This window comes from Xanthomonas translucens pv. cerealis (assembly GCF_006838285.1).
GTDB classification, from domain to species: Bacteria; Pseudomonadota; Gammaproteobacteria; order Xanthomonadales; family Xanthomonadaceae; genus Xanthomonas_A; species Xanthomonas_A cerealis.
The window spans coordinates 131472-153373 of sequence record NZ_CP038228.1 but is presented as its reverse complement, the minus strand read 5'-3'; the positions used below and the strand labels follow the sequence as shown (position 1 = coordinate 153373).

At 69.3% G+C, this 21902-nt stretch carries 20 protein-coding genes; 10 read left to right on the top strand and 10 right to left on the bottom strand.

Going from position 1 to position 21902, the window contains the following annotated elements:
• Positions 1-11: 11 nt before the first annotated feature.
• Both E4A48_RS00630 and E4A48_RS00625 read left to right on the top strand, forming a co-directional pair.
• Positions 12-461 carry a DUF192 domain-containing protein gene (locus E4A48_RS00630; protein ID WP_058197112.1) on the top strand — a complete coding sequence of 150 codons (450 nt, stop codon included), beginning with the start codon at positions 12-14 and terminating at the stop codon, positions 459-461.
• A 38-nt stretch (positions 462-499) separates the two neighbouring features.
• The gene (locus E4A48_RS00625; RefSeq protein WP_409976370.1) at positions 500-1414 is read left to right on the top strand and encodes a SirB1 family protein; all 915 of its coding nucleotides are present in this window, start codon (positions 500-502) and stop codon (positions 1412-1414) included.
• A gap of 227 nt (positions 1415-1641) precedes the next feature.
• Here the strand turns inward: E4A48_RS00625 and E4A48_RS00620 are convergent, their stop codons facing one another.
• Entirely contained in the window at positions 1642-1833 is a 192-nt protein-coding gene (locus tag E4A48_RS00620) for a rubredoxin (protein ID WP_142741689.1), read from the bottom strand.
• A gap of 74 nt (positions 1834-1907) precedes the next feature.
• On the opposite strand from E4A48_RS00620, the gene thiE reads away from it, so the two are divergent.
• The 4 genes from thiE to E4A48_RS00600 all read left to right on the top strand — a co-directional run bounded on the left by thiE (position 1908) and on the right by E4A48_RS00600 (position 5523).
• On the top strand, positions 1908-2531 hold the full coding sequence (gene thiE, locus E4A48_RS00615) for a thiamine phosphate synthase (RefSeq protein ID WP_142741688.1): 624 nt from the start codon (positions 1908-1910) through the stop codon (positions 2529-2531).
• 139 nt (positions 2532-2670) lie between these two features.
• Positions 2671-3963 carry a glutamate-1-semialdehyde 2,1-aminomutase gene (hemL, locus tag E4A48_RS00610; RefSeq protein ID WP_039005913.1) on the top strand — a complete coding sequence of 431 codons (1293 nt, stop codon included), beginning with the start codon at positions 2671-2673 and terminating at the stop codon, positions 3961-3963.
• A gap of 385 nt (positions 3964-4348) precedes the next feature.
• Entirely contained in the window at positions 4349-4657 is a 309-nt protein-coding gene (locus E4A48_RS00605; RefSeq protein ID WP_142741687.1) for a hypothetical protein, read from the top strand.
• A gap of 248 nt (positions 4658-4905) precedes the next feature.
• Positions 4906-5523 (top strand): HAD-IA family hydrolase, encoded by a 618-nt coding sequence (locus tag E4A48_RS00600; protein ID WP_260608021.1) that lies wholly within the window; start codon positions 4906-4908, stop codon positions 5521-5523.
• A 410-nt stretch (positions 5524-5933) separates the two neighbouring features.
• Here the strand turns inward: E4A48_RS00600 and E4A48_RS00595 are convergent, their stop codons facing one another.
• The 5 genes from E4A48_RS00595 to E4A48_RS00575 all read right to left on the bottom strand — a co-directional run bounded on the left by E4A48_RS00595 (position 5934) and on the right by E4A48_RS00575 (position 11145).
• The gene (locus E4A48_RS00595; protein ID WP_142741685.1) at positions 5934-7166 is read right to left on the bottom strand and encodes an acetylornithine transaminase; all 1233 of its coding nucleotides are present in this window, start codon (positions 7164-7166) and stop codon (positions 5934-5936) included.
• A gap of 261 nt (positions 7167-7427) precedes the next feature.
• Complete coding sequence (locus E4A48_RS00590; protein ID WP_039005916.1) at positions 7428-7850, bottom strand: VOC family protein; 423 nt, start codon at positions 7848-7850, stop codon at positions 7428-7430.
• Between the two features lie 179 nt (positions 7851-8029).
• Positions 8030-9190 (bottom strand): ROK family protein, encoded by a 1161-nt coding sequence (locus tag E4A48_RS00585; RefSeq protein ID WP_058196724.1) that lies wholly within the window; start codon positions 9188-9190, stop codon positions 8030-8032.
• A gap of 323 nt (positions 9191-9513) precedes the next feature.
• Positions 9514-10329: an SDR family oxidoreductase gene (locus E4A48_RS00580; RefSeq protein ID WP_039005919.1), complete on the bottom strand. Its 816-nt coding sequence runs from the start codon at positions 10327-10329 to the stop codon at positions 9514-9516.
• 141 nt (positions 10330-10470) lie between these two features.
• Complete coding sequence (locus E4A48_RS00575; RefSeq protein ID WP_058196725.1) at positions 10471-11145, bottom strand: serine/threonine-protein kinase; 675 nt, start codon at positions 11143-11145, stop codon at positions 10471-10473.
• A 48-nt stretch (positions 11146-11193) separates the two neighbouring features.
• On the opposite strand from E4A48_RS00575, the gene E4A48_RS00570 reads away from it, so the two are divergent.
• Complete coding sequence (locus tag E4A48_RS00570; RefSeq protein WP_058196726.1) at positions 11194-13209, top strand: bifunctional DedA family/phosphatase PAP2 family protein; 2016 nt, start codon at positions 11194-11196, stop codon at positions 13207-13209.
• Positions 13210-13343: 134 nt separating this feature from the next.
• On the opposite strand, the gene E4A48_RS00565 is transcribed toward E4A48_RS00570, so the two are convergent.
• The 3 genes from E4A48_RS00565 to E4A48_RS00555 form a co-directional block, all read right to left on the bottom strand.
• Complete coding sequence (locus E4A48_RS00565) at positions 13344-13928, bottom strand: LON peptidase substrate-binding domain-containing protein (protein WP_039008953.1); 585 nt, start codon at positions 13926-13928, stop codon at positions 13344-13346.
• Positions 13929-13956: 28 nt separating this feature from the next.
• Positions 13957-15402 (bottom strand): UDP-N-acetylmuramate:L-alanyl-gamma-D-glutamyl-meso-diaminopimelate ligase, encoded by a 1446-nt coding sequence (gene mpl / locus E4A48_RS00560; protein ID WP_142741684.1) that lies wholly within the window; start codon positions 15400-15402, stop codon positions 13957-13959.
• A 1049-nt stretch (positions 15403-16451) separates the two neighbouring features.
• A complete protein-coding gene (locus tag E4A48_RS00555; protein ID WP_039005924.1) occupies positions 16452-17015 on the bottom strand; it encodes an adenylate kinase in 564 nt (187 codons plus the stop codon).
• Between the two features lie 145 nt (positions 17016-17160).
• Between E4A48_RS00555 and E4A48_RS00550 the strand changes: the two genes are divergently transcribed.
• Together E4A48_RS00550 and E4A48_RS20350 are read left to right on the top strand one after the other, a co-directional pair.
• Positions 17161-18420 carry a 6-phosphofructokinase gene (locus E4A48_RS00550; protein ID WP_039005926.1) on the top strand — a complete coding sequence of 420 codons (1260 nt, stop codon included), beginning with the start codon at positions 17161-17163 and terminating at the stop codon, positions 18418-18420.
• A gap of 327 nt (positions 18421-18747) precedes the next feature.
• Complete coding sequence (locus tag E4A48_RS20350; protein WP_185910690.1) at positions 18748-18921, top strand: hypothetical protein; 174 nt, start codon at positions 18748-18750, stop codon at positions 18919-18921.
• Between the two features lie 105 nt (positions 18922-19026).
• Here the strand turns inward: E4A48_RS20350 and E4A48_RS00545 are convergent, their stop codons facing one another.
• On the bottom strand, positions 19027-19566 hold the full coding sequence (locus E4A48_RS00545; protein WP_142741683.1) for a hypothetical protein: 540 nt from the start codon (positions 19564-19566) through the stop codon (positions 19027-19029).
• A 256-nt stretch (positions 19567-19822) separates the two neighbouring features.
• On the opposite strand from E4A48_RS00545, the gene E4A48_RS00540 reads away from it, so the two are divergent.
• Entirely contained in the window at positions 19823-21850 is a 2028-nt protein-coding gene (locus E4A48_RS00540) for a sodium-translocating pyrophosphatase (protein ID WP_142741682.1), read from the top strand.
• Positions 21851-21902: the final 52 nt, after the last annotated feature.

The window sequence follows — 21902 nt, the reverse complement described above, 5'->3', positions numbered from 1 at the left end:
TCGGCAACGTCATGTCCCTGTTCCGCGCCCTGTTCGTCCTCGTCCTGCTGTCCCTCAACGGCTGCGCCAGCGCCGGCAGCGACTGGGTGGAACTGGCCGGGCACCGTTACCAGGTCGAGCTGGCCCAGGACGACGCGACCCGCGCGCGCGGCCTGATGTTCCGCGACCAGATGGACGCCGACCACGGCATGCTGTTCATCCACGACCGCGAGGAGCCACAGGCGTACTGGATGAAGAACACCAAGATCGCGTTGGACATCCTGTACTTCGACAGCAAGCGCAAGCTGGTGGCGCAGCAGCGCGACGTGCCGCCGTGCTCGGCGGGCAACGCTTGTCCGCCGTATCCCAGCAACGCACCGGCGCGCTACGTGCTGGAACTCAACGCCGGCCAGGCCGCGCAAATCCAGTTGCAGGACGGCACCGAACTGAGCTTCGGCCCGGGCGTCCCCAAGGCCCGCTGAGCCACGCCGGCATCGGGAAAAGCGCCGCCGCTGTCGCGCTGAACCCGACACCGCTGTCAGGAACCGCCGGACTTGATCGCGTCGCACTTTGCGGCCAGTCTTGGGCAATGGCGGACCGACTGACATTGCCGAGCTGGAATACCCTGGCCGCGCTCGACGACGATGCGCTGCCGCTGCTGGCCACCGCGCTGCTGATCGCCCGCGACGAGTATCCGCAACTGGATGCCGGGCACTACGACACGCTGGCGCAGAACCACGCCGAACACCTGCGCCACGAGGTGGCGATGATCGAGCCGTGGCCGCTAAAGATGGCCGCGATCAACCGCCACCTGTTCGAAGAACTCGGCTACAGCGGTAACCACGACGAATACTACGACCCGCGCAACAGCTACATGAACGAGGTGTTCGAGCGCCGCCTGGGCAATCCGATCTCGCTGGCGCTGGTGCAGATGGAAGTGGCGCGGCGGCTGGCCATCCCGCTCGACGGGGTGTCCTTCCCCGGCCACTTCCTGGTGCGCCTGCCGGTGGACGACGGCCTGCTGGTGATGGACCCGTTCAACGGCGGCCGCCCGCTGGCGGTGGAAGAACTGCGCGAGCGCGCGCGTCCGCACCTGGGCGGCGAGACTCCGGACGACCGCGCATTGCTGCAGATCCTGGATCCGGCGCCGCACCGCGCGATCCTGACCCGGGTGCTGCGCAACCTGCACGGCGTCTATGCCGAACGCGACGAATGGGACCGCGCCGCACGCAGCGCCGACCGCGTGCTCAAGCTGATGCCCGACCAACCAGAAGCCCTGCGCGATCGCGGCCTGGCCTACCTGCAGATGGACTACGTGCCCGGCGCGCGCCGCGACCTGGGCCGCTACCTGCAACTGAACCCCGAAGCCAGCGACGTGCTGCCGATCCGCGAACGCCTGGTGGAACTGAGCGCGCGGGCGCAGCGGATGCATTGAGGACTCGGGACGATGTCCCGGGGTAAATCGATGTCAAGCGATTTGAGGCAAAAAGAGCCGACTTTTTAAAAAAGCGGCCCTTTTTTGCAGCTGTGTCGCAGCCGCTTTTCTGTGGGAGGGGCTTCAGCCCCGACGCCTTACCGATAACGCGTCGGGACTGAAGCCCCTCACATAGAAAAGCGCAGATGCGCCGAACTTGCGAAAGTCCCGAGTCCCGAGTCCCGAAATCACTCCATCTCCACCATCTCGAAATCGTCCTTGGTCACGCCGCAGTCCGGGCAGGTCCAGGTGTCGGGCACGTCTTCCCAGCGGGTGCCAGGAGCGATGCCTTCTTCAGGCAGACCGTCGATTTCCCTGTAGATGAAGCCGCAGACGACACACATCCAGGCGCGGTAGGTGGTGGTAGTGGCGTCGCTCATTGGATAATCGCAAGTCTACGGGCCGAACGGGACGGCATTGTCCCACCCTCGCCCGCGCACCGGAAGGCTCATCCATGCATGCATCATCCCCGCCCCGCGGCGTCTACCTGATCACACCAGACGAGGCCGACGGCGAACGCCTGCTGGCGCGCGTGGCGGCGCTGCTCGGCCACGGCCCGACCTGGCTGCAGTACCGCAACAAACGCGCCGACACGGCGCAGCGCCTGGCCCAGGCGACGGCGCTGCAGGCGCTGTGCACGCAGGCTGGAGTGCCGCTGATCGTCAACGACGACGTGGCCCTGGCACAGGCGGTCGGCGCCGCCGGCGTGCACCTGGGCGAGGACGACGACGACCTGGCCGCCGCGCGCGCGACGCTCGGTGCCGGCGCGCTGATCGGGGCCTCGTGCTACGACGACCTCGCGCTGGCCCGCGCCGCCGCCGCGGCCGGCGCCAGCTATGTCGCCTTCGGCGCGTTCTTCCCCACGCGCAGCAAAGTCACCACGCGCCGCGCCGATCCCGGCCTGCTGCGCGACGCCGCGGCGTTGGGATTGCCGCGGGTAGCGATCGGCGGGGTGAGCCCCGACAACGGCCGCGCCCTGGTCGCCGCCGGCGCCGACCTGCTGGCGGTGATCAGCGGCGTGTTCGACGCCGACGATCCGCGCGCGGCCTTGGCCGCGTACCGCGCCTGCTTCGACTGAAACACGGCCGCGGCGCGGGTATCGAATGCGCCGATGGCCGTGCGCGCTCATGGCACGTGCGGGCGGCAGCCGCGACAATAGGCGGCATCACTTCGCGCCCGGCCCACCGGCCCGGCCAGCTCGCCAAGGATGTCCACCCATGAACCACTCCCGCTCGCATGCCCTCTTCGCCCAGGCGCAGGCGCTGATCCCCGGCGGCGTCAACTCGCCGGTCCGCGCCTTCAAATCGGTGGGCGGCGAACCGTTCTTCGTGCAACGCGCCGACGGCCCCTACCTGTACGACGTGGACGGCAACCGCTACATCGACTACGTCGGCTCGTGGGGGCCGATGATCGCCGGACACAACCACCCTGCGGTGCGCGAGGCGGTGCAGCGCGCGATCGGCGACGGCCTGTCGTTCGGCGCGCCATGCGCGGCCGAGGTGACGATGGCGCAGACCATCACCCGCCTGGTGCCCTCGTGCGAGATGGTGCGCATGGTCAACTCCGGCACCGAGGCCACGCTGTCGGCGGTGCGCCTGGCGCGCGGCGCCACCGGGCGCAGCCGCATCGTCAAGTTCGAGGGCTGCTACCACGGCCACGGCGACTCGTTCCTGGTCAAGGCCGGCAGCGGCATGCTGACCCTGGGCGTGCCGACCTCGCCTGGCGTACCGGCGGGCCTGAGCGAACTCACCGCCACGCTGAGCTACAACGACTTCGACGGCGCCACCGCCCTGTTCGACGCGATCGGCAGCGAGATCGCCGCGGTCATCATCGAGCCGGTGGTCGGCAACGCCAACTGCATCGCGCCGCGCGAGGGCTATCTGCAGCACTTGCGCGCGCTGTGCACGCGGCACGGCACGCTGCTGATCTTCGACGAGGTGATGACCGGCTTCCGTGTCGCCTTGGGCGGCGCGCAGGCGCACTACGGCGTGGTGCCGGACCTGACCACCTTCGGCAAGATCATCGGCGGCGGCATGCCGGTCGGCGCCTACGGCGGCCGCGCCGACCTGATGCGGCAGATCGCCCCGTCCGGGCCGATCTACCAGGCCGGCACGCTCAGCGGCAATCCGGTGGCAATGGCCGCCGGCCTGGCGATGCTGGAACTGGTGCAGGCGCCGGGTTTTCATCAGCGCCTGGACGCGGCCGCCGCCGCACTATGCGCCGGGCTGGAGCAGGCCGCCGCCGCCGCCGGCGTGAGGGTCACCACCAACCAGGTAGGGGCGATGTTCGGGCTGTTCTTCACCACCGAGAAGGTGGAGACCTACGCCCAGGCCACCGCCTGCGACACCGCCGCGTTCAACCGCTTCTTCCACGCCATGCTGGAGCGCGGCGTGTTCCTGGCGCCGTCGGCGTACGAAGCAGGCTTCCTCTCCAGCGCCCACGACCAGGGCGTGCTGGACGCCACGCTGGCCGCGGCGCGCGAGGCGTTTGCGGTGGTCGCCGCCGGCTGAACGGCACTGGCAACCGGTCGCGGCTTTGCTTGTGTCGCGGCCGTATCATACGTTCGACATGCACGGCCAACGGATGGCAGCAGGGCTGGGCCTCTGGAATCGGCACGCCACACGCGTTTTCCGCGATCTGCGCGGCACGCCGGCACGCGTCCGGCTCCGTACCGTCACCCGAGCCGCCAGAGGGCGCGAAGGCGACCGCTGCAGACATCCATGGCGACATGCTCAAGCCTGTCACGCTGTTGAATCCGCGCGCGCGTGGCCGCGGTGCCTCGCGACGCCTAGCTGCAGCACCTGGACCGCGCCGCCGAGTTGCCGCTGACCCTGCTGCTGGCGCCGCCCGGTTTCGGCAAGACCACCTTGCTCGAGCAATGAGCGCGGCGAGGTCGTGCTCGCGCGGCTGTCGCTGGACGAGGACGACACCGATCCCGGGCGCTGCCTCGCCTACCTGGCGCTGACCGCACGGGGCGCCGGGATCGAACTCGGCGCATCGCTGCAGGCCGCACTCGAACAGCAGAGTCAGAATCCGGAGGTGGCATTCACCCTGCCCGTGCTGATCCGCGTGATCCGTCGCGCGCCGCGGCGCCTGCTGCTCATCCTCGACGACCTATACGACCGCGCCCATGCCTCACGGCCTGCGCCGCCGCGACGGCGGCGCAGGCCGTGTGCGGCGGGTAAGTCGCGATGGAGCGGGTAAGCACGCGGCTGGCGCTATGCAGCGCCATCGGCACGGTGCGGCACGGCGCGAGGGGGGTGCTTCGCTGGCGGACGGACCCTCACCCCACCTCCTCTCCTGTGGGGAGAGGGGCTCGAGCGCAAGTGCCGCGGCGCAGGGGAGTGGCCGCCGCAACCGCGGGGACTGGGTTACTCTCGGCGGCCGATGCTCCGGACCCGACCCATATTCCAGCCTTACCGCTGCATACAGCGCCAGACGCGGTGGCCGCCTTGATCCATCCACGCCCGAAATTGCTGCTGCTCGACTTCGATGGCGTGCTGGCAGCCTACGCGCGCTTGGCACGCCTCGCGCACCTGGCCGCCCACTGCGGCTGCGATTGCGAGCGCGTGCGGCAAGTGTTGTTCGCCTCCGGACTGGAAACCGCCTACGACAGCGGCGATATCGCCACCGCCGACTATCTGCAACGACTGGGCGAAGGCCTGGGCGCGCACGTGAGCGAAGCCGACTGGATCGCCGCACGCGTGGCCGGCAGCCGCGGCGATCCCGGCGCGATCGAACGCGTACTGGCGCTGGCCGACAGGATCGACATCGGCGTGCTGACCAACAACGGCGCACTGATGGCGCAGGCGATCGCGCAGATCGTGCCGGCGCTGTTCCCACTGCTGCACGGACGCGTGCTGTGCAGCGGCGTACTCGGCGGACGCAAGCCGCAGGCCGAGGTCTACCGCCGCGCACTCGACCATTTCGGCATCGCCCCGCGCCACGCCCTGTTCATCGACGACCTGTTCGTCAACGTGCGCGGCGCCCGCGCGATCGGCCTGCCCGCCGAAACCGCCAGCGGCGCCCGCGCCCTGCGCCGCGCACTTGCGCGGCACGGGCTGACGTAAGCACCGCGCCTACAACCAACAGATCCGCTGTTGCTGAACTGTTACGACGATTGCAGCTATTGCTATTGCTGTTGCTGTTGCTGTTGCTGTTGCTGTTGCTGTTGCTCAGATTTTGATCTTGGCTTTTCGGGGCCCCCATAGAGCGCGGCGAGGTGGGCGGGTACAACCCCGCAGGGGCGCCACGCAGGATGCGTGGTGTTTTCCGCTGGCACATGGATGTGCCATCGGAAAATTCCTGTCCACCTCGCGCACCCGGAGCGCAGCGGAGGACGCGCGTCTGGGGTGTGCTTGACCAGCCATTCGGCTGTGGTGAAGCGCTTCTTTTGGTTACTTTGATCAGCCTTCGGCTGCTGTGAAGCACTTCTTTGCACAAGCGAAGAAAAGTGACTCGCGCAACGCGCGAAAGCTTCTCAACGCTTCCCGACATACTCCCGCAACGCCACCCGCAACCGCTTCAACCCCTCAGCCACTTCCTCATCCGTGATATTCAACGACGGCACGAAACGCAACACATCCGGCCCGGCCTGCAACGTCAACAATCCATGCGCAGCGGCGTGATCGAGGATCATCCCCGCCTGCCCCGCATGCGCCTGATTCAGCACCGCACCCAGCATCAGGCCACGCCCACGCACCTGCGAAAACAGCGCGAACTCATCGTTGAGCGCGGCCAGTCCCTGGCGCAGCGCCGCCGCCTGCCGCGACACGTTCGCCGCGATCGGCGCCGATGCCAACTTGCGCAGCGCCACCCGCGCCACCGCCGCTGCCAGCGGATTGCCGCCGAAGGTACTGCCATGCGCGCCGAACTGCATCGTCTCGGCGACCTTCGGCCCGGCCAGCAGCGCGCCGATCGGAAAACCGCCGCCCAGCGCCTTGGCCAGCGTCACGATGTCCGGCGTCACCTCGTCCTGCCAGTGCGCGAACAGCGTGCCGGTGCGGCCCATGCCGCACTGGATCTCGTCCAGCAGCAACAGCGCGCCATGGTGGTCGCACAGCGCGCGCACCCGCGCCAGGAAGCCCGGCGCGGCCGGCATCACCCCGCCCTCGCCCTGCACCGGCTCGAGCACCACCGCGGCCACGTCGCCAGCCGCCATCGCGGTTTCCAGCTGCACGATGTCGTTGAAATCCACATAGCGGAAACCGCCCGGCAACGGCTCGTAGCCTTCCTGGTACTTCGGCTGCGCGGTAGCGGTGACCGCGGCCAGGGTGCGGCCATGGAAACTGCCGCGAAACGTGACGATGACCCGCCGGTCCGGCGCGCGGCCCTGGCTGGCCGCCCACTTGCGCACCAGTTTGATCGCCGCCTCGTTGGCCTCGCTGCCGGAGTTGCACAGGAACGCCCTGCGCGCGAAGCGCGAGGCGCCGACCAGTTCCTCGGCCAGGCGCAGCGGCGGCTCGCTGTAGAACACATTGCTGGTGTGCCACAGCTTGCCGGCCTGCTCGATCAGCGCCGCGGTCAGGTCCGGATCGTTGTGGCCTAGCCCGCACACGGCGATGCCGGCGGACAGGTCGATGTAGTCGCGGCCTTCGCTGTCCCACACCTTGGCACCCTGGCCGCGCTCCAGCACCAGCTGGCGCGGGCGGTAGATCGGCAGGTAGTAGTGCTGGCCGAGGGCGAGCAGGTCCGCGGCGGAGGAAGCGGTCATCGAAGGGATTCCTGGGGAGACAGCGCACGAGTATAAGACCGCTGCGCGACAAGCCGCGCGCCTCTCAGGCGCTGCGCGACGGCCGCGGCAAACGGCGGGGTTGCTTCTGTTGGATGTCGCCGGCCTCACCCACTACGAGCGCGTGCGCTCACCCGCAGGCGGGGCGCCGCAAACGACGCGTACCGCGACTGCGCAACACGCGTCGGTTCAGCCGAAAACAGGCCGCCGCGCGCCGTGCATCCGGCGCGCGGCGGCAGCGAATCACCACACGCCGGTGTTCGGCATCGACGCCCACGGCTCGGCCGGGGCCAGCGCCTCGCCCTTCTGCAGCAGTTCGATCGAGATCAGGTCCGGGCTGCGCACGAAGGCCATGCGCCCGTCGCGCGGCGGACGGTTGATGACGACGCCCTGCGCCTGCAGGTGCGCGCACAACGCGTAGATGTCGTCGACCTCGAACGCCAGGTGGCCGAAGTTGCGCGCGCTGCCGTACTCCTCCTCCGAGTCCCAGTTGTAGGTCAGCTCGACTTCGGCCTGCGGGTTCTCAGGCGCGCCGAAATACACCAGGGTGAACTTGCCGGCTTCGTTGTCGATGCGCCGGGTCTCGCTCAGGCCCAGGCCTTCGGTGAAGAAGGTGCTGGTCTTCTGCAGATCGTGGACGCGGATCATGGCATGCAGGTATTTCATCGCGACAACTCCAATGGATGGGGGAAACGGGCAGGACCGCCGCGCCTTGCGGCCGCTGCCGCCAGAGCGCGCGACAGCGAAGTCCTTGCACAGGCGCACAGGCGCACAGGCGCACAGGGTAGCGCCCACGGCGTGCAGACGCGGACAAGCCGCGCACGCGGCCGTGTGCACGGCGCCACTCAGCGGAAGTAGCAGGCCTTCAACGGCAGCGTGGCCGCGCCGACCGCGCTGGCATCGGCCATCGCCGCCGCCGGCAGCAACACCGGCAGTGGCCGCGCCTGGCCGCGGCGCGGCGGGTCGTCGATGCACAGTCGCGGGATCAGGCGCAGCGCCAGGTCGCGCGGCAGGCGCCCGCCGAACACCACCGCCTGCGGATCGAACACGGCGCTGATCGCCGAGACGATCAACGACAGGCCGGGCACCGCGCGCGCGATCCAGCGCTCGATGGCCGGCCAGGCCGGATCGTAGGCGGCCACCAGCGCGCTGACGTCGGCCAGCATCACCCCGTCCTCGATCAGCATCTGCCGCAACAGTTCCAGCGTGGCACACTCCAGGCCCTGCCCCAGCAACATGCCGGCGAACTCGCCGGCGTTGCCGTGCGCGCCGCGCAGGCAGGTGCCGTCGATCACCATGCCGCCACCGAGGCCGTAGCTGAAATACAGGTAGGCGAAATCGCGGTACTGGCGGCCGACCCCGAGCAGGCTCTCGCCGACCGCGGCGACGCTGCCGTCGTTGTCGACCCAGACCGGCAGGCCCAGCGTTTCGGCCAGCCAGTCGCCGATCGCCAGTTCGCCCAGCGCGCGCAGCGGCTCGGGCGGATTCATGCGCTTGACGCCGTCGACGAAGAACCCGGTCATCGCCACGCCGGCGCCCAGCCGCGGCCCGAGTCCGCGTCCGGCCGCGGCCAGCAACCCCGCGTCGGCCTCACGCAGCTGCGCCAGCAACGCCGCCGGCTCGGTGGAGCGCAGCCGATGCTCGGCACTGGCACGGACCTGCCCGCTGAAGTCCAGCAGCGCCAGCGACAACGCGTCGGTGGCGATCGAATAGCCGACGGTATGGCCGTGGGCAGGATTGAGCGCGATCGCCGCACCGGGCTTGCCGCGGCCGCCGTGCGCCAGCGAGCCGCCAATCAGCACCAGCGCGCGCTCGGCCAGGCCATCGATCAGCCGCACCGCCGACTGCACGGTCAGCCCGGTGATGCGGCTGAGGTCGGCACGGGTGACGGTGCCGAACAGGCGCAGGCTGTCGAGCATGCGCCGCTCGTTGTCGCTGAGATCGGCATGCGTGGCATGGACGGTGCGGGAAGCGTGCGGCAGCGAGACGGCGACGGAAGCTGGCATGAGCGAGGGTGGACGGACGATCGGAAAAGCATATCGAGCCATGGTGAAATATTTAATTCACCTTTAGTTAGTGCGTTCCAGGCCATGCCTCATCGACATCATGGGCGCGTGCAGTGGCCGACGGCCATCGTGAACCGCAGCACTCCCGCCGCGGCACGTCGCGTACCCGGCCGCACATCCTGCACAGCAACACGGTGATTTGCCACGACCGCTGCAGCGAGAATTTCCGCACTGCAGACAGGCTCGGGGCTGGAGTCCTCCTTCAGGCAACCGCCGCACCGAACGCAGCGTCGCCGCAGCGGCCGGCGCTCCGCAGCGCCCACTCAGTCCAGGAACAGATCCGGCAACAACGGCTGCGTCGGATCCAGTGCGTAGCCGGACAGGTCGATCACGCCGGCCGCGGCCAGCACCTCGTCGTCGATCAGGAACTGGCCGTGGAATCCGGCCGCGGTGCGGGTCAGCACCGCATGCGCCGCATCGGCCATGATCTGCGGACGCCGGCCGTTGCCTGCAGAGACGCCCGGAATCATGTTCAGCGCTTCGGTGGCGATCAGCGTGCGCGGCCACAGCGCATTGACCGCCACACCCTGCGGGCCGAATTCGCCGGCCAGGCCCAGGGTCACGAAGCTCATGCCCATCTTCGCCAGCGTGTAGCCGGTATGCGGCGCCCACCATTTCGGATCCAGCGACGGCGGCGGCGCCAGGGTCAGGATGTGCGGATTGGCGCTACGCAGCAGGTGCGGCAGGCAGGCCTGCGCGCACAGGAAACTGCCGCGCGCATTGACCTGCTGCATCAGGTCGAAACGTTTCATCGGCGTGTCCAGCGCGCCGCGCAGCCAGATCGCGCTGGCGTTGTTGACCAGGATATCGATGCCGCCGAACGCATCGACCGTCGCCGCCACCGCCGCACGCACCTGTTCTTCCTCGCGGATGTCGCACTTCAACGCCAGCGCGCGGCCGCCGGCCGCCTCGACCGCCGCCGCGGCGCTATGGATGGTGCCGGGCAACTTCGGATTGGGCACCGCCGACTTGGCCGCGATCGCCACATTGGCGCCATCGCGCGCCGCGCGCAGCGCGATCGCCAGGCCAATGCCGCGCGAGGCGCCGGTGATGAACAGGGTTTTGCCGGTTAGGTTCACGGGAATAGGACTCAGGACGGGACTGGGGACTGGGGACCGGGGACCGGGGACCGGGGACCGGGGACCGGGGACCGGCAAGAGCTTAGCGCTATCCGTCGAAACCCTCGCAAATCCGCTTTCCCCGGTCCCCAGTCCCGGCACTCAGGGCTTCGGTCCCTGCCCCTCGTTGTCTTCCCACTTGAGCAGACGCCGGGTGACGAAGCGGTACACCGGCTTGCCGGTGGCGAACCACAGTGCGCGCACCCAGGAGTGGCGCTTGAGCAGGCGCAGTTCGACCGGGGTCAGCGCGTGCCGGCAATACATGCGCTTGTGCTTGAGCAGGTGGCGCAGGTCCTCGCGCGCCAGCAGCCGCATCCAGCGCGAACGCGGCGCGCCACGCACCGCCAGCTGGAAGTCGATCAGCGCCGGGCTGCCGTCTTCCAGCACCAGCCAGTTGGCTTCCTTGGCCAGATCGTTGTGCGCCACGCCACGCCGGTGCACCTGCTGCAACAGGCGCCGCGCGGCGCGGAAGTAGGCCAGATCGCCGCGCGGCGGGCGCTGGTACATCGCATCCCCGGCCAGGTAGCTGCGGTCCAGGAAGGTGCCGTCCCAGTCGCGCAGCTGCGGCGTCGCCGCCATGCCGGCCAGCTGCCGCAACGCCAGCGCCTCGCGCCGCGCCAGCCACCAGGCCGGCAGGCGCAGCCACCACGGCGCGGCGGTCAGGTCGCGGCGCACGAACACGCGCTCACCGCAGCCGTCTGCCTCGCGCACCAGCAGGATGCGGCCGAAGCTGTCGGACTTGAGGATCTGGGTGGAAGCGGCCGGTGCGCGGGTCATCCGCCCAGTCTAAGCGGAACGCCATCCGCACCCACTTATAATCTGAGCATGAATGCATCATGGATCGACGCCACGCTGGAGTGGGTCGCAACGCATCCCGTCCTGGCCGGCGCGGTCATCTTCGCGATCGCGTTCTGCGACGCAGTCATCGTGCTGGGCACCATCGTGCCGGCGCTGCCGCTGCTGTTCGCGATCGGCGTGCTGATCGGCCTGGGCCAGATCTCCGGTCCCTACGCCGTGGCCAGCGCCACGCTCGGCGCGCTGGCCGGCGACGCGCTCAGCTACTGGGTCGGCCACCGCTGGGGCCACCAGCTGCGCAACTACTGGCCGTTCCGGCGCTACCCGCAGCTGCTCGACCGCGGCGAGACGATGTTCCGCCGCAATGCGTTCAAGAGCATCCTGGTGGCGCGCTACGTCGGCGCGATCCGCCCGTTCGTGCCGGCCGTGGCGGGGATGATGAAGATGCCGCTGCGCCGCTATTTCGTCGCCAGCAGCGTCGCCGCGGTGACCTGGGCGCTGCTGTTCCTAGGGCCGGGCTGGCTGCTCGGCCAGGCCTACGACGCGGTCGCCGCGGTCGCCGGGCGCCTGTTCCTGGTGCTGGGCCTGCTGGTGCTGGCGCTGGGCCTGGTCTGGGCGATCGTGTTGTACGGCTACCGCTGGTCGGCCGGGCACATGGACGCGCTGCTGGCGCGCGGCCTGGACTGGTCGCGCCGGCACCCGGTGCTGGGCCGCTACTCGATCGCGGTGTTCGACCCGCAGCGGCGCGAGTCGGTACCGCTGGCGATGCTGGCGGTGATGCTGCTGGCGCTGGGCTGGTGCTGGTTCGCGCTGCTGATGGTGGTGGTCGGCCACGGCGAACCGCTGCAGCTGGACCTGGCGGTGCACGACCTGATGCTGGCGCTGCGCAACCCGCTGGCCGACTACCCGATGACCGCGCTGGCCTCGCTCGGCGACTGGCAGGTGCTGGTGCCGGCCACCGCGCTAGGCCTGGGCTACCTGGTCTGGCGCCGGCGCTGGATGGCCGCGGCGCACTGGCTGGCGGCGCTGGCCTTCGGCCTGGCCCTGACCAAGCTGCTCGGCACCACCGTGCACGTGGTGCGCCCGCCGGCGGCCAGCAGCGGCTTCGGCTTCCCGTCGGTGGCGGTGACCATGGCCACCATCAGCTTCGGCTTCTTCGCGGTGCTGATCGCGCGCGAGCTGCCCGGGCGCTCGCGGGTGTGGCCGTACCTGCTGTCGGGCGTGGTGGTGACCCTGATCGGCTTCGCCCGCCTGTACCTGGGCGCGCACTGGCTCAGCGACGTGATCGGCGGCATGTTGTTCGGCATCTTCTGGCTGCTGGTGCTGGGCATCGCCTACCGCCGCCGTTTCAACCGCGCGTTCTGGATGAAGCCGCTGGGCTGGCTGTTCTATGGCGGCTTCGTCGCCGCGGCGCTGTGGTACGCGCCGCGCGATCTGGAGCGCAAGCTGGCCAAGTTCGAACCGCCGCCACCGCTGCTGATGGAGCTGTCGGCGAGCGCCTGGTGGCAGGACGACTGGCGGCGGCTACCGTCGCGGCGCAACGAATTCGACGACGACCAGCGCTGGCCGCTGGACCTGCAGGTGGCCGGACCGCTAGCACCGCTGCAGCGCCAGCTCGAAGCCGCCGGCTGGCGCGTGCAGACCCAGGCCGGCTGGCAACAGGCGCTGCAACTGCTCGACTACAAGGCCCAGGCCGAACAGGTCCCGGTGCTGCCGGCGACGCTGGACACGCAGGTGGAATCGCTGCTGATGCTGCGCAGCGGCCCACGCCCCGGCGAACTGTACGCACTGCGCCTGTGGCCGGCGTCGGCGCGGCTGCAACCGGGCGACGTGCCGCTGTGGCTGGGCAGCGCGCAGAGCCTGCGCTACGAACGCCACGTCAACCTGATCGGCCTGTGGCGCCCGCTGCGCGGTGCCGATCCGGCACTCAACGCGGTCACCGATGCGCTGCACGCCCTGCGCACGCGCAGGGACATGCATCGTCCCTCGGAGGTGCCGGTGCTGCTGGTGCGCAGCGAGGGCGAGGCCGCCGCCGAAGCTCGGTAACGCATCCGATTCAGCGGTCTACCACAGCATCATTGTGTAGCGAAGCAATGATGGATCGTGCGTTGAGGCAACCGCAATGGCAGCGTTGCCACGGACCCGCGGCCGTGAGCGAAGGCTCCCGCGACTCACGATCCTCAGGGTATCCACCCCAACAACGTCTCCAGCCGCGCGTGCGGATCGTCCTCCTGCAGCAGCGCCAGGCGCTGGCGCTCGTCCAGCGGCAGCAGTTCGGCCAGGCGCCAGCCGACCCAGGCGGCCTGGTCGAGCAGGCGCGGGCCGGCCACCGGAAACACCTCGGCGGCCTGGTCGAGGATGCTGCCCAGCACGATCGACAACAGCGCGTGCTGCGGTTGCAACTCGTCGTCCTCGTCCGGCTCGCGCCAGTGCACCTCGGCGACCACCAAGCCGTTGTCGCGGACACGGCTGCGCAGCACGTGGAAGCGGCGTTCGCCACGCACGCTCAGCACCAGCACGCCGTCGGCGCCGACGTCGAAATCGACGATGCGCGCCTCGGTACCGTATGCGGCCGGCAGCGCCGGTGCGCCGGTTTCGCTGCCTTCCAGGATCAAGCACACACCGAAGCCGCCGCCGCTGCGGCCGCACTCGCGCACCAGGTCCAGGTAGCGGCGTTCGAACACGCGCAGCTTGATCAACGCCCCTGGCAGCAGCACCGCATGCAGGGGGAACAGCGGCAGTGTGCTGCGCTCGTCTTCGCTCATGCGCGCGCTCCGCATTGCGTCATCGCGTTCATTGCAGTGCCGCCAGGAAGCGCCGTGGCGCTCCGTCGAAGCCGCCGTTGGACATGAACACCACATGGTCGCCGGCACGCGCCTGCGCCTGCAGCGCCGCCAGCAGCGCGTCCACGTCCGCCGCGGCACGGGCGTGGCCGCGCACCGCGGCGATCACCTTGCCCGCATCCCAGGCCAGCTCCGGCCGCTGCAGGAACACCACCGCATCGGCGGCGTCCAGCGCCGGTGCCAGCGCGTCGGCATGCGCGCCCAGGCGCATCGAATTGCTGCGCGGCTCCATCGCCACCACGATGCGCGCCGTACCGACCCTGGCGCGCAGGCCCTGCAGAGTGGTGCGGATCGCAGTGGGGTGATGCGCGAAGTCGTCGTACACGGTGATGCCCTGCGCCTGGCCGAGCACTTCCAGGCGCCGCTTGACGCTGCGGAACTGCGCCAGCGCCGGCATCACCTGCGCCGGCGCCACGCCGACCGCGTGCGCCGCGGCCAGCGCCGCCAGCGCGTTCATCACGTTGTGCCGGCCGAGCAGCGGCCAGCGCACTTCGCCCAGTTCCTGGCCGTGATGCAGCACCGCGAAATGGCTACCGTCGGCCGCCAGCGCGCGCGCGCTCCATTCGAACGCAGGATCGAAGCCGAAGCGCTCCACCGGGGTCCAGCAGCCCATCGCCAGCACCTCGTGCAGATGCGCGTCTTCACCGTTGACGATCAGCCGCCCGCGCCGCGGCACGGTACGGACCAGGTGATGGAACTGGCGCTGGATCGCGACCACATCGGGGAAGATATCGGCGTGGTCGTATTCGAGATTGTTGAGGATCGCCACCAGCGGCCGGTAGTGCACGAACTTGCTGCGCTTGTCGAAGAACGCGGTGTCGTACTCGTCGGCTTCGACCACGAACAGCGGCCGCTCGGCCGCGCTCGCGGCGTCCTGCGCAGCAGCGCCGCCAGCGACCGCCGGTGCAGCGCCGCGCGCGCCACCGGCGGCGGACGCCTTGCCGCCCAGACGTGCGGACACGCCGAAATCCTCGGCCACGCCACCGATCAGGAAGCCCGGCTCGCGACCGGCCGCCTGCAACAGCCAGGTCAGGATGCTCGTCGTGGTGGTCTTGCCATGGGTGCCGGCCACCGCCAGCGTGTCGCGCCCGGGCAGCACCCGCTCGCTCAGCCACTGCGCGCCGGAGGTGTAGGCACGGCCGGCATCCAGCACCGCCTCGACCGCGGCATTGCCACGCGACAGCGCGTTGCCGACGATCACCTGCGCACAGTCGGCGCCAATGTGTTCGGGCAGATAGCCCTGCTGCAGCGCGATGCCGAGGTGTTCCAGTTGCGTGGACATCGGCGGATAGATCGCCTGGTCGCTGCCTTCGACCTCGTGGCCGAGTTCGCGCGCCAGCGCGGCGACTCCCCCCATGAACGTACCGGCGATGCCGAGAATATGGATCTTGCTCATGGGCCGATTGTCGCCGATCCCCCGGCGCGCGCAAACCGGCGCGCAGCAGCGGCCGGCGCGTGCAGCAGCGCTGGCGGATGCGCGAAGGGTCGCAACGGCGGCCGGGGTCAAGCAGGAAATCCCGTAAAAGGCCTAAAGAAAGTTCCGATAGGCAAGTCGGGGGCCGACATCGAAAATGAACGCGCCAGCCGCAGCATCCCTACGGTCCTACTCCCCAAGAGGCCATTCCCAAGGGATTTCATGCCGTGGGGCCTTGAGCAAGCCCGTTCGCTGGCACCTGACGATTCTCAGCCTCCCGCCCACGCCCACGCGTGGTGGGAGGCGTAGTTTGGCCTTGCCCATCGTGGGTGGCGGATGCGGTTGCATCCTTGCGCAGAACGCAGCTCGCTGCCTGCTTGGCGCGGACGCGCGGCAGGCGGAGTTCACCACCGACCCCGCGGGCTCCAGCCCTGTAGGCGCGCAGCATGCTTGCCTCACGTTCTTGGCCTTTGCAGAAGCGGTTTCAACCGCGACCAACACGACGACGAAAGTGCCGGCTGCGGGTGCGGTCGGGACCGAAGTCCCTCCTACCGTGCACACAGCGAGCAGGCCGCAAGTCGCTTGCGGAAGCGACTGCATGTGGCCTCGGGCCATCCCGTCGTGGCGAAAGAAGCCGTAGGCGTGATGGCGTCAGACAGTGCCGGGCCGAAGCACTCCCGCAACGCAGCCAGCCACCAAGCGCACGCCCGCTGCTGCAGAAGCGACTGTCTTCGGCCGCGACGAGCGGAGTGGTGAATGTTCCCAACCGGCATGCCGTCGGGACTGAAGTCCCTCCCACAAGAGGACTCGCCGTTCCGAGGCGCCGTTGGAACCCTTGTGGGAGCGACTTCAGTGGCGACGAACGCAGCGGCGAGCCTTCCGGCTTGGGACGTTGTCGCGGCTGAAGCCTCCTACAGTGCGCCCGTCACGATGCCCGCAAGCCTGCGACGCAGCGCCGCGGAGGGGGCAAGACCATCAACCATCAGTCGCGCCGAGCGCCGCACGAGACGGCGGCTCGGCGCAGGGCCGTCTCAGCGGCCGATCGCCGCCAGAATGCGCGCCAGCACCTCGTCCAGCGAGCCGACACCGTCCACGCGCGCCAGGGTGCCGCGCTTGTCGTAGAAACCGATCACCGGCGCGGTCGAATCGTTGTACACCTGCAGGCGCTTGCGCACCGACTCGGGATTGTCGTCTTCGCGGCCTTCGGCCTTGGCGCGGCCGGCGATGCGCTCGACCAGCAGTTCGGTGGCCACGTCCAGCTGCACCACCGCGTCCAGCGGCTGGCCGATCTTGGCCAGCAGTTCGTCCAGCGCCGAGGCCTGGGCCAGGTTGCGCGGATAGCCGTCGAGGATGAAACCGTTGGCGACGTCGTCGCGGCCGAGGCGCGATTCGAGCATGCCGAGCAGGATGTTGTCGGAAACCAGGTCGCCACGCGCCATCACTTCCTTGGCCTGCACGCCGAGCGGGGTGCCGGCGGCGACTTCGGCGCGCAGCAGATCGCCGGTGGAGATGTGCGGGATCTGCAGCTTGTCCTTCAGCCGGGCCGCCTGCGTGCCCTTGCCCGATCCGGGCGGTCCCAACAGAACCAATCGCATCAACCTGACTCCTCGAGGAAATTACCGTGCGCGGCCGGCGGCGTTAGACTCGGAGGCCACGCCTGCGCTGTACCGCAAGGTCCCCAGCTTACCGCATCCGGGCAATGTCCCGGCAATGTCCCCACCCCAGGAGCGAGCCCCGACCATGGCCCAAGGCACCCTGCTGTACGCACAATCCGGCGGTGTCACCGCCGTCATCAACGCCAGCGCCGCCGCCGTGATCGGCGAGGCGCGCGCGCGCAAGCTCAAGGTGCTGGCCGCGCGCAACGGCATCCTCGGCGCGCTGCGCGAGGAACTGATCGACACCTCCAAGGAGTCGGCCGCGGCGATCCGCGCGCTGGCGCACACGCCCGGCGGCGCGTTCGGTTCGTGCCGCTACAAGCTCAAGTCGCTGGAGGCCGACCGCGCCAAGTACGAGCGTCTGCTGCAGGTGCTGCAGGCGCACGACGTGCGCTACTTCCTCTATAACGGCGGCAACGACTCGGCCGACACCGCATGGAAGGTGTCGCAACTGGCCGACGCCTTCGGCTACCCGCTGCACTGCATCGGCGTGCCCAAGACCATCGACAACGACCTGGCGGTCACCGACACCTGCCCCGGCTTCGGTTCGGCCGCCAAGTACACCGCGGTGTCGGTGCGCGAGGCGGCGCTGGACGTGGCGGCGATGGCCGAGACCTCGACCAAGGTTTTTGTCTACGAGGCGATGGGCCGCCACGCCGGCTGGCTGGCCGCCGCGGCCGGGCTGGCCGCGCAGTCGCCAGACGACGCGCCGCAGATCATCCTGTTTCCCGAACGCGCCTACGACGAAGCCGCGTTCCTGGCGCAGGTGCGCAAGGTGGTGGACAAGGTCGGCTGGTGCGTGGTGGTGGCCAGCGAAGGCATCCAGACCGCCGACGGGCGCTTCGTCGCCGATGCCGGCGGCGGCACCGACGCGTTCGGCCACAGCCAGCTCGGCGGCGTGGCCTCTTACCTGGCCGGCAAGGTCAAGGCCGAACTCGGTTACAAGGTGCACTGGACCCTGCCCGACTACCTGCAGCGCTCGGCCCGCCATATCGCCTCGAAGACCGACTGGGAGCAAGCGCAGGCAGCCGGCAAGGCGGCGGTGCAGTTCGCGCTGAAGGGCATGAACGCGGTGATGCCCGTGATCGTGCGCAGCAGCGATGCGCCCTACCGCTGGAAGATCGAAGCCGCGCCGTTGAGCAAGATCGCCAACCACGAGAAGAAGATGCCGCCGGCGTTCCTGCGCAAGGACGGCTTCGGCATCACCGAGAAGGCGCGCCGCTACCTGCAGCCGCTGATCCGCGGCGAAGCCTATCCGCCGTACGACCGCAGCGATGGCTTGCCCAAGTACGTGGCGCTGAAGAACGTGGCGGTGAAGAAGAAGCTGCCGGCCTGGGAGGGCTGACGGAACTCGGAACTCGGAACTCGGAACTCGGAACTCGGTTTACAGCGTGTCTTTTCCCGAGGGATGGGAGAAGGCTTATTGCTTGCTCCTCGCCGCGACCCAGCGCACCGAGTGCAGGGCGGAGTTGCCTGGATCAGGCTGTGCGTGCGCGGCAGGCACCTCGGATCGACCGCAATAGCTATTGCGACAGGCCGCTCCGTGGCTTGGTCTTCCCTCCATGTGCGCCGCTGCGCGGCACTGCGCGTATGCGCGAGCGGCGGCAGACCACGGCGCCGTTCGTTCGCTGCGGCGGACAGCGATCGGGTGTCATTTCCCGCAGCTGCTGTAATGGGTTCGCAGCGAAGATTCGGCTACGCTGCCGCCTGGCGACCTGCAATTGCCCTGCAACTGCGCGACAAGGAATGGAGGATGGGCTTCGATTGGCACACCGGCCCGATCGCGCGCGCGACGGCGGTGGACGGGACTGTCATCAACTCCATAGCGCTGCGCGAGTCTGCGTGATGCAGGCGCTCGATTAAAAAGATGCCCATGCCACGCATCGGCCACGCTGCGCGGGCTGTCGCGCAGCGGCTGAATTTCGCAAGGAATGCCGCTACGCGTCCCGCCTCAGCGGCAGGCCGCGCCTTCCAACGTCATCTGCGCGGCGAACTGCGGCACCTGCGCGATCGCGCCGGCCGCCGCCTGCTTCTTCGCCTCTTCCAGATAGATCCGCGACTGGCCCTGGCCGTCGAGATCCGCCTTGGTCGCCACCGGCTTGCGCCATACCCGCACCACCGCCTGCTGCGACGGACACGCGGCGCTGGGCACGCGGATCACGTCGTTGAATTTCCAGCCGGTCGCCTCGCTGGGCCTGGCCTGGTCGAACTCCACCAGTTTGGCGCGCGGCTGGCAGGTAGGGCTGCTGCGCACCGCGGAGAACTTGTAGGGCTGGGCCGCATCGCCGGTGTAGACGCCTTCGAAGCGCACGCAGGCCTCGGGGATCTGCCGGATCGTATGCACCACGCCCACCGCCTGCGGTGCCCCGGGCTGGCGCTGCCGTTCCGGGACCGGATCGGCGGCCAGCGCCGCCAGCGGCGCGCAGGCGCACAGGCCCAGCGCCAGGGTCGAAGCGAGTGCGCGCCGCCGCGCCGGGATCGTCGATTGCATGGGCTTGCTCCTTGAAAGCGATGCGCCACGCTGCCACGCGCCGACTGAACGCGACGCCAAGACAGCGTAGGCGCCTGCCGCTGGCGATGCGCAGGACCGGGGCGCATACTCGGTGCGTTCAGGCCAGGTCGCACATGGCGATACGCACCATCGGCGCGTTGCGGCCGCGGAGTCGTTGCATGCCTCAGGCTCCTTCGGTGCGATCCCCCTGTACGTCCCCATCGCTTGGGCGACATCCACATCCTTGGGAGGGGTCATGCTGGAACGATATGCGGTCACCGTGTCACTGGCGTGCGCGGCCTTGGCAATCCTCTATGGCGTCGTGTCCACGCGCTGGGTCCTGGCCCAGCCCGCCGGCAACGACCGCATGCGGCAGATCGCCGATGCAATCCAGGAAGGCGCGCGCGCCTATCTCAACCGCCAATACCAGACCATCGCCATCGCCGGCGTGGCGCTGCTGTTGTTGGTCGGTTTCTTCCTGAGTTGGTACACCGCCGTCGGCTTCGCGATCGGCGCGGTGCTGTCCGGCGCGGCCGGCTACATCGGCATGAACCTGTCGGTACGCGCCAACGTGCGCACCGCCGAGGCGGCCCGGCGCGGACTGGGGCCGGCGATGGACGTGGCGTTCCGCGGCGGCGCGATCACCGGCATGCTGGTGGTCGGGCTCGGCCTGGTCGGCGTGGCCGGCTACTACGGTGTGCTGCAATGGCTGGGGCGCAGCGTCGAGGAAAGCCTGCATGCGCTGGTCGGCCTGGCCTTCGGCAGTTCGCTGATCTCGATCTTCGCGCGGCTGGGCGGCGGCATCTTCACTAAGGGAGCCGACGTCGGCGCAGACCTGGTCGGCAAGGTCGAGGCCGGCATCCCCGAGGACGATCCGCGCAACCCGGCGGTGATCGCCGACAACGTCGGCGACAACGTCGGCGACTGCGCTGGCATGGCCGCGGACCTGTTCGAGACCTACGCGGTCACCGTCATCGCCACCATGCTGCTCGGCGGGCTGATGGCGGCCGAAGCCGGACACAACGCGGTGCTGTATCCGCTGGTGCTCGGCGGGGTGTCGATCGTCGCCTCGATCGTCGGCACCTTCTTCGTGCGCGTGCGGCCGGGCGGCTCGATCATGGGCGCGCTGTACAAGGGCGTGCTGGTGTCGGCCGTGCTCGCCGCGCTGGCGTTCTGGCCGGTGACCCAGCAGCTGATGGGCGACACCGCCGCTGGTGCGACCAAACTCTACGGCTGCGCGCTGATCGGCCTGGTGCTGACCGGCTTGATCGTGTGGATCACCGAGTATTACACCGGCACCCAGTACAAGCCGGTGCAGCACATCGCCGCGGCCAGCAGTACCGGCCACGGCACCAACATCATCGCCGGACTTGGCGTGTCGATGAAGTCGACCGCGCTGCCGGTGCTGGCGGTGTGCGCGGCGATCTGGGGCGCATTCGCGCTGTCGGGCCTGTACGGCATCGCCATCGCCGCCACGGCAATGCTGTCGATGGCCGGCATGATCGTGGCACTGGATGCCTACGGCCCGATCACCGACAACGCAGGCGGCATCGCCGAGATGGCCGAGCTGCCGCCGGAAGTGCGTGCGGTCACCGACCCGCTGGATGCCGTCGGAAACACCACCAAGGCGGTGACCAAGGGCTATGCGATCGGCTCGGCCGCGCTCGCCGCGCTGGTGCTGTTCGCCGATTACACGCACAACCTGCAAGCCGCGCATCCGGGCGAGAGTTTTGTCTTCGATCTGTCCGACCACACGGTGATCATCGGCCTGCTGCTCGGCGGGCTGATCCCCTATCTGTTCGGCGCGATGGCGATGGAGGCGGTGGGCCGCGCCGCCGGCGCCGTGGTCGAGGAGGTACGGCGCCAGTTCCGCGAGATCCCCGGCATCATGGAAGGCACCGGCAAGCCGCAGTACGACCGCGCGGTGGACATGCTGACCCGCTCGGCGATCCACGAGATGATCGTGCCGTCGCTGCTGCCGGTGGCGGTACCGGCAGTGGTCGGGCTGCTACTCGGCCCACGCGCGCTCGGCGGCCTGCTGATCGGCACCATCGTCACCGGGCTGTTCGTTGCGATCTCGATGACCACCGGCGGCGGCGCCTGGGACAACGCCAAGAAGTACATCGAGGACGGCCACTTCGGCGGCAAGGGCAGCGAGGCGCACAAGGCCGCGGTCACCGGCGATACGGTCGGCGATCCGTACAAGGACACCGCCGGCCCGGCGATCAACCCGCTGATCAAGATCATCAACATCGTCGCGCTGCTGATGGTGCCGCTGCTGTAGGCATCTGCGACCGGCACCGGCGCTGACGATTCGACAGCGCCGGTGCGCAGTG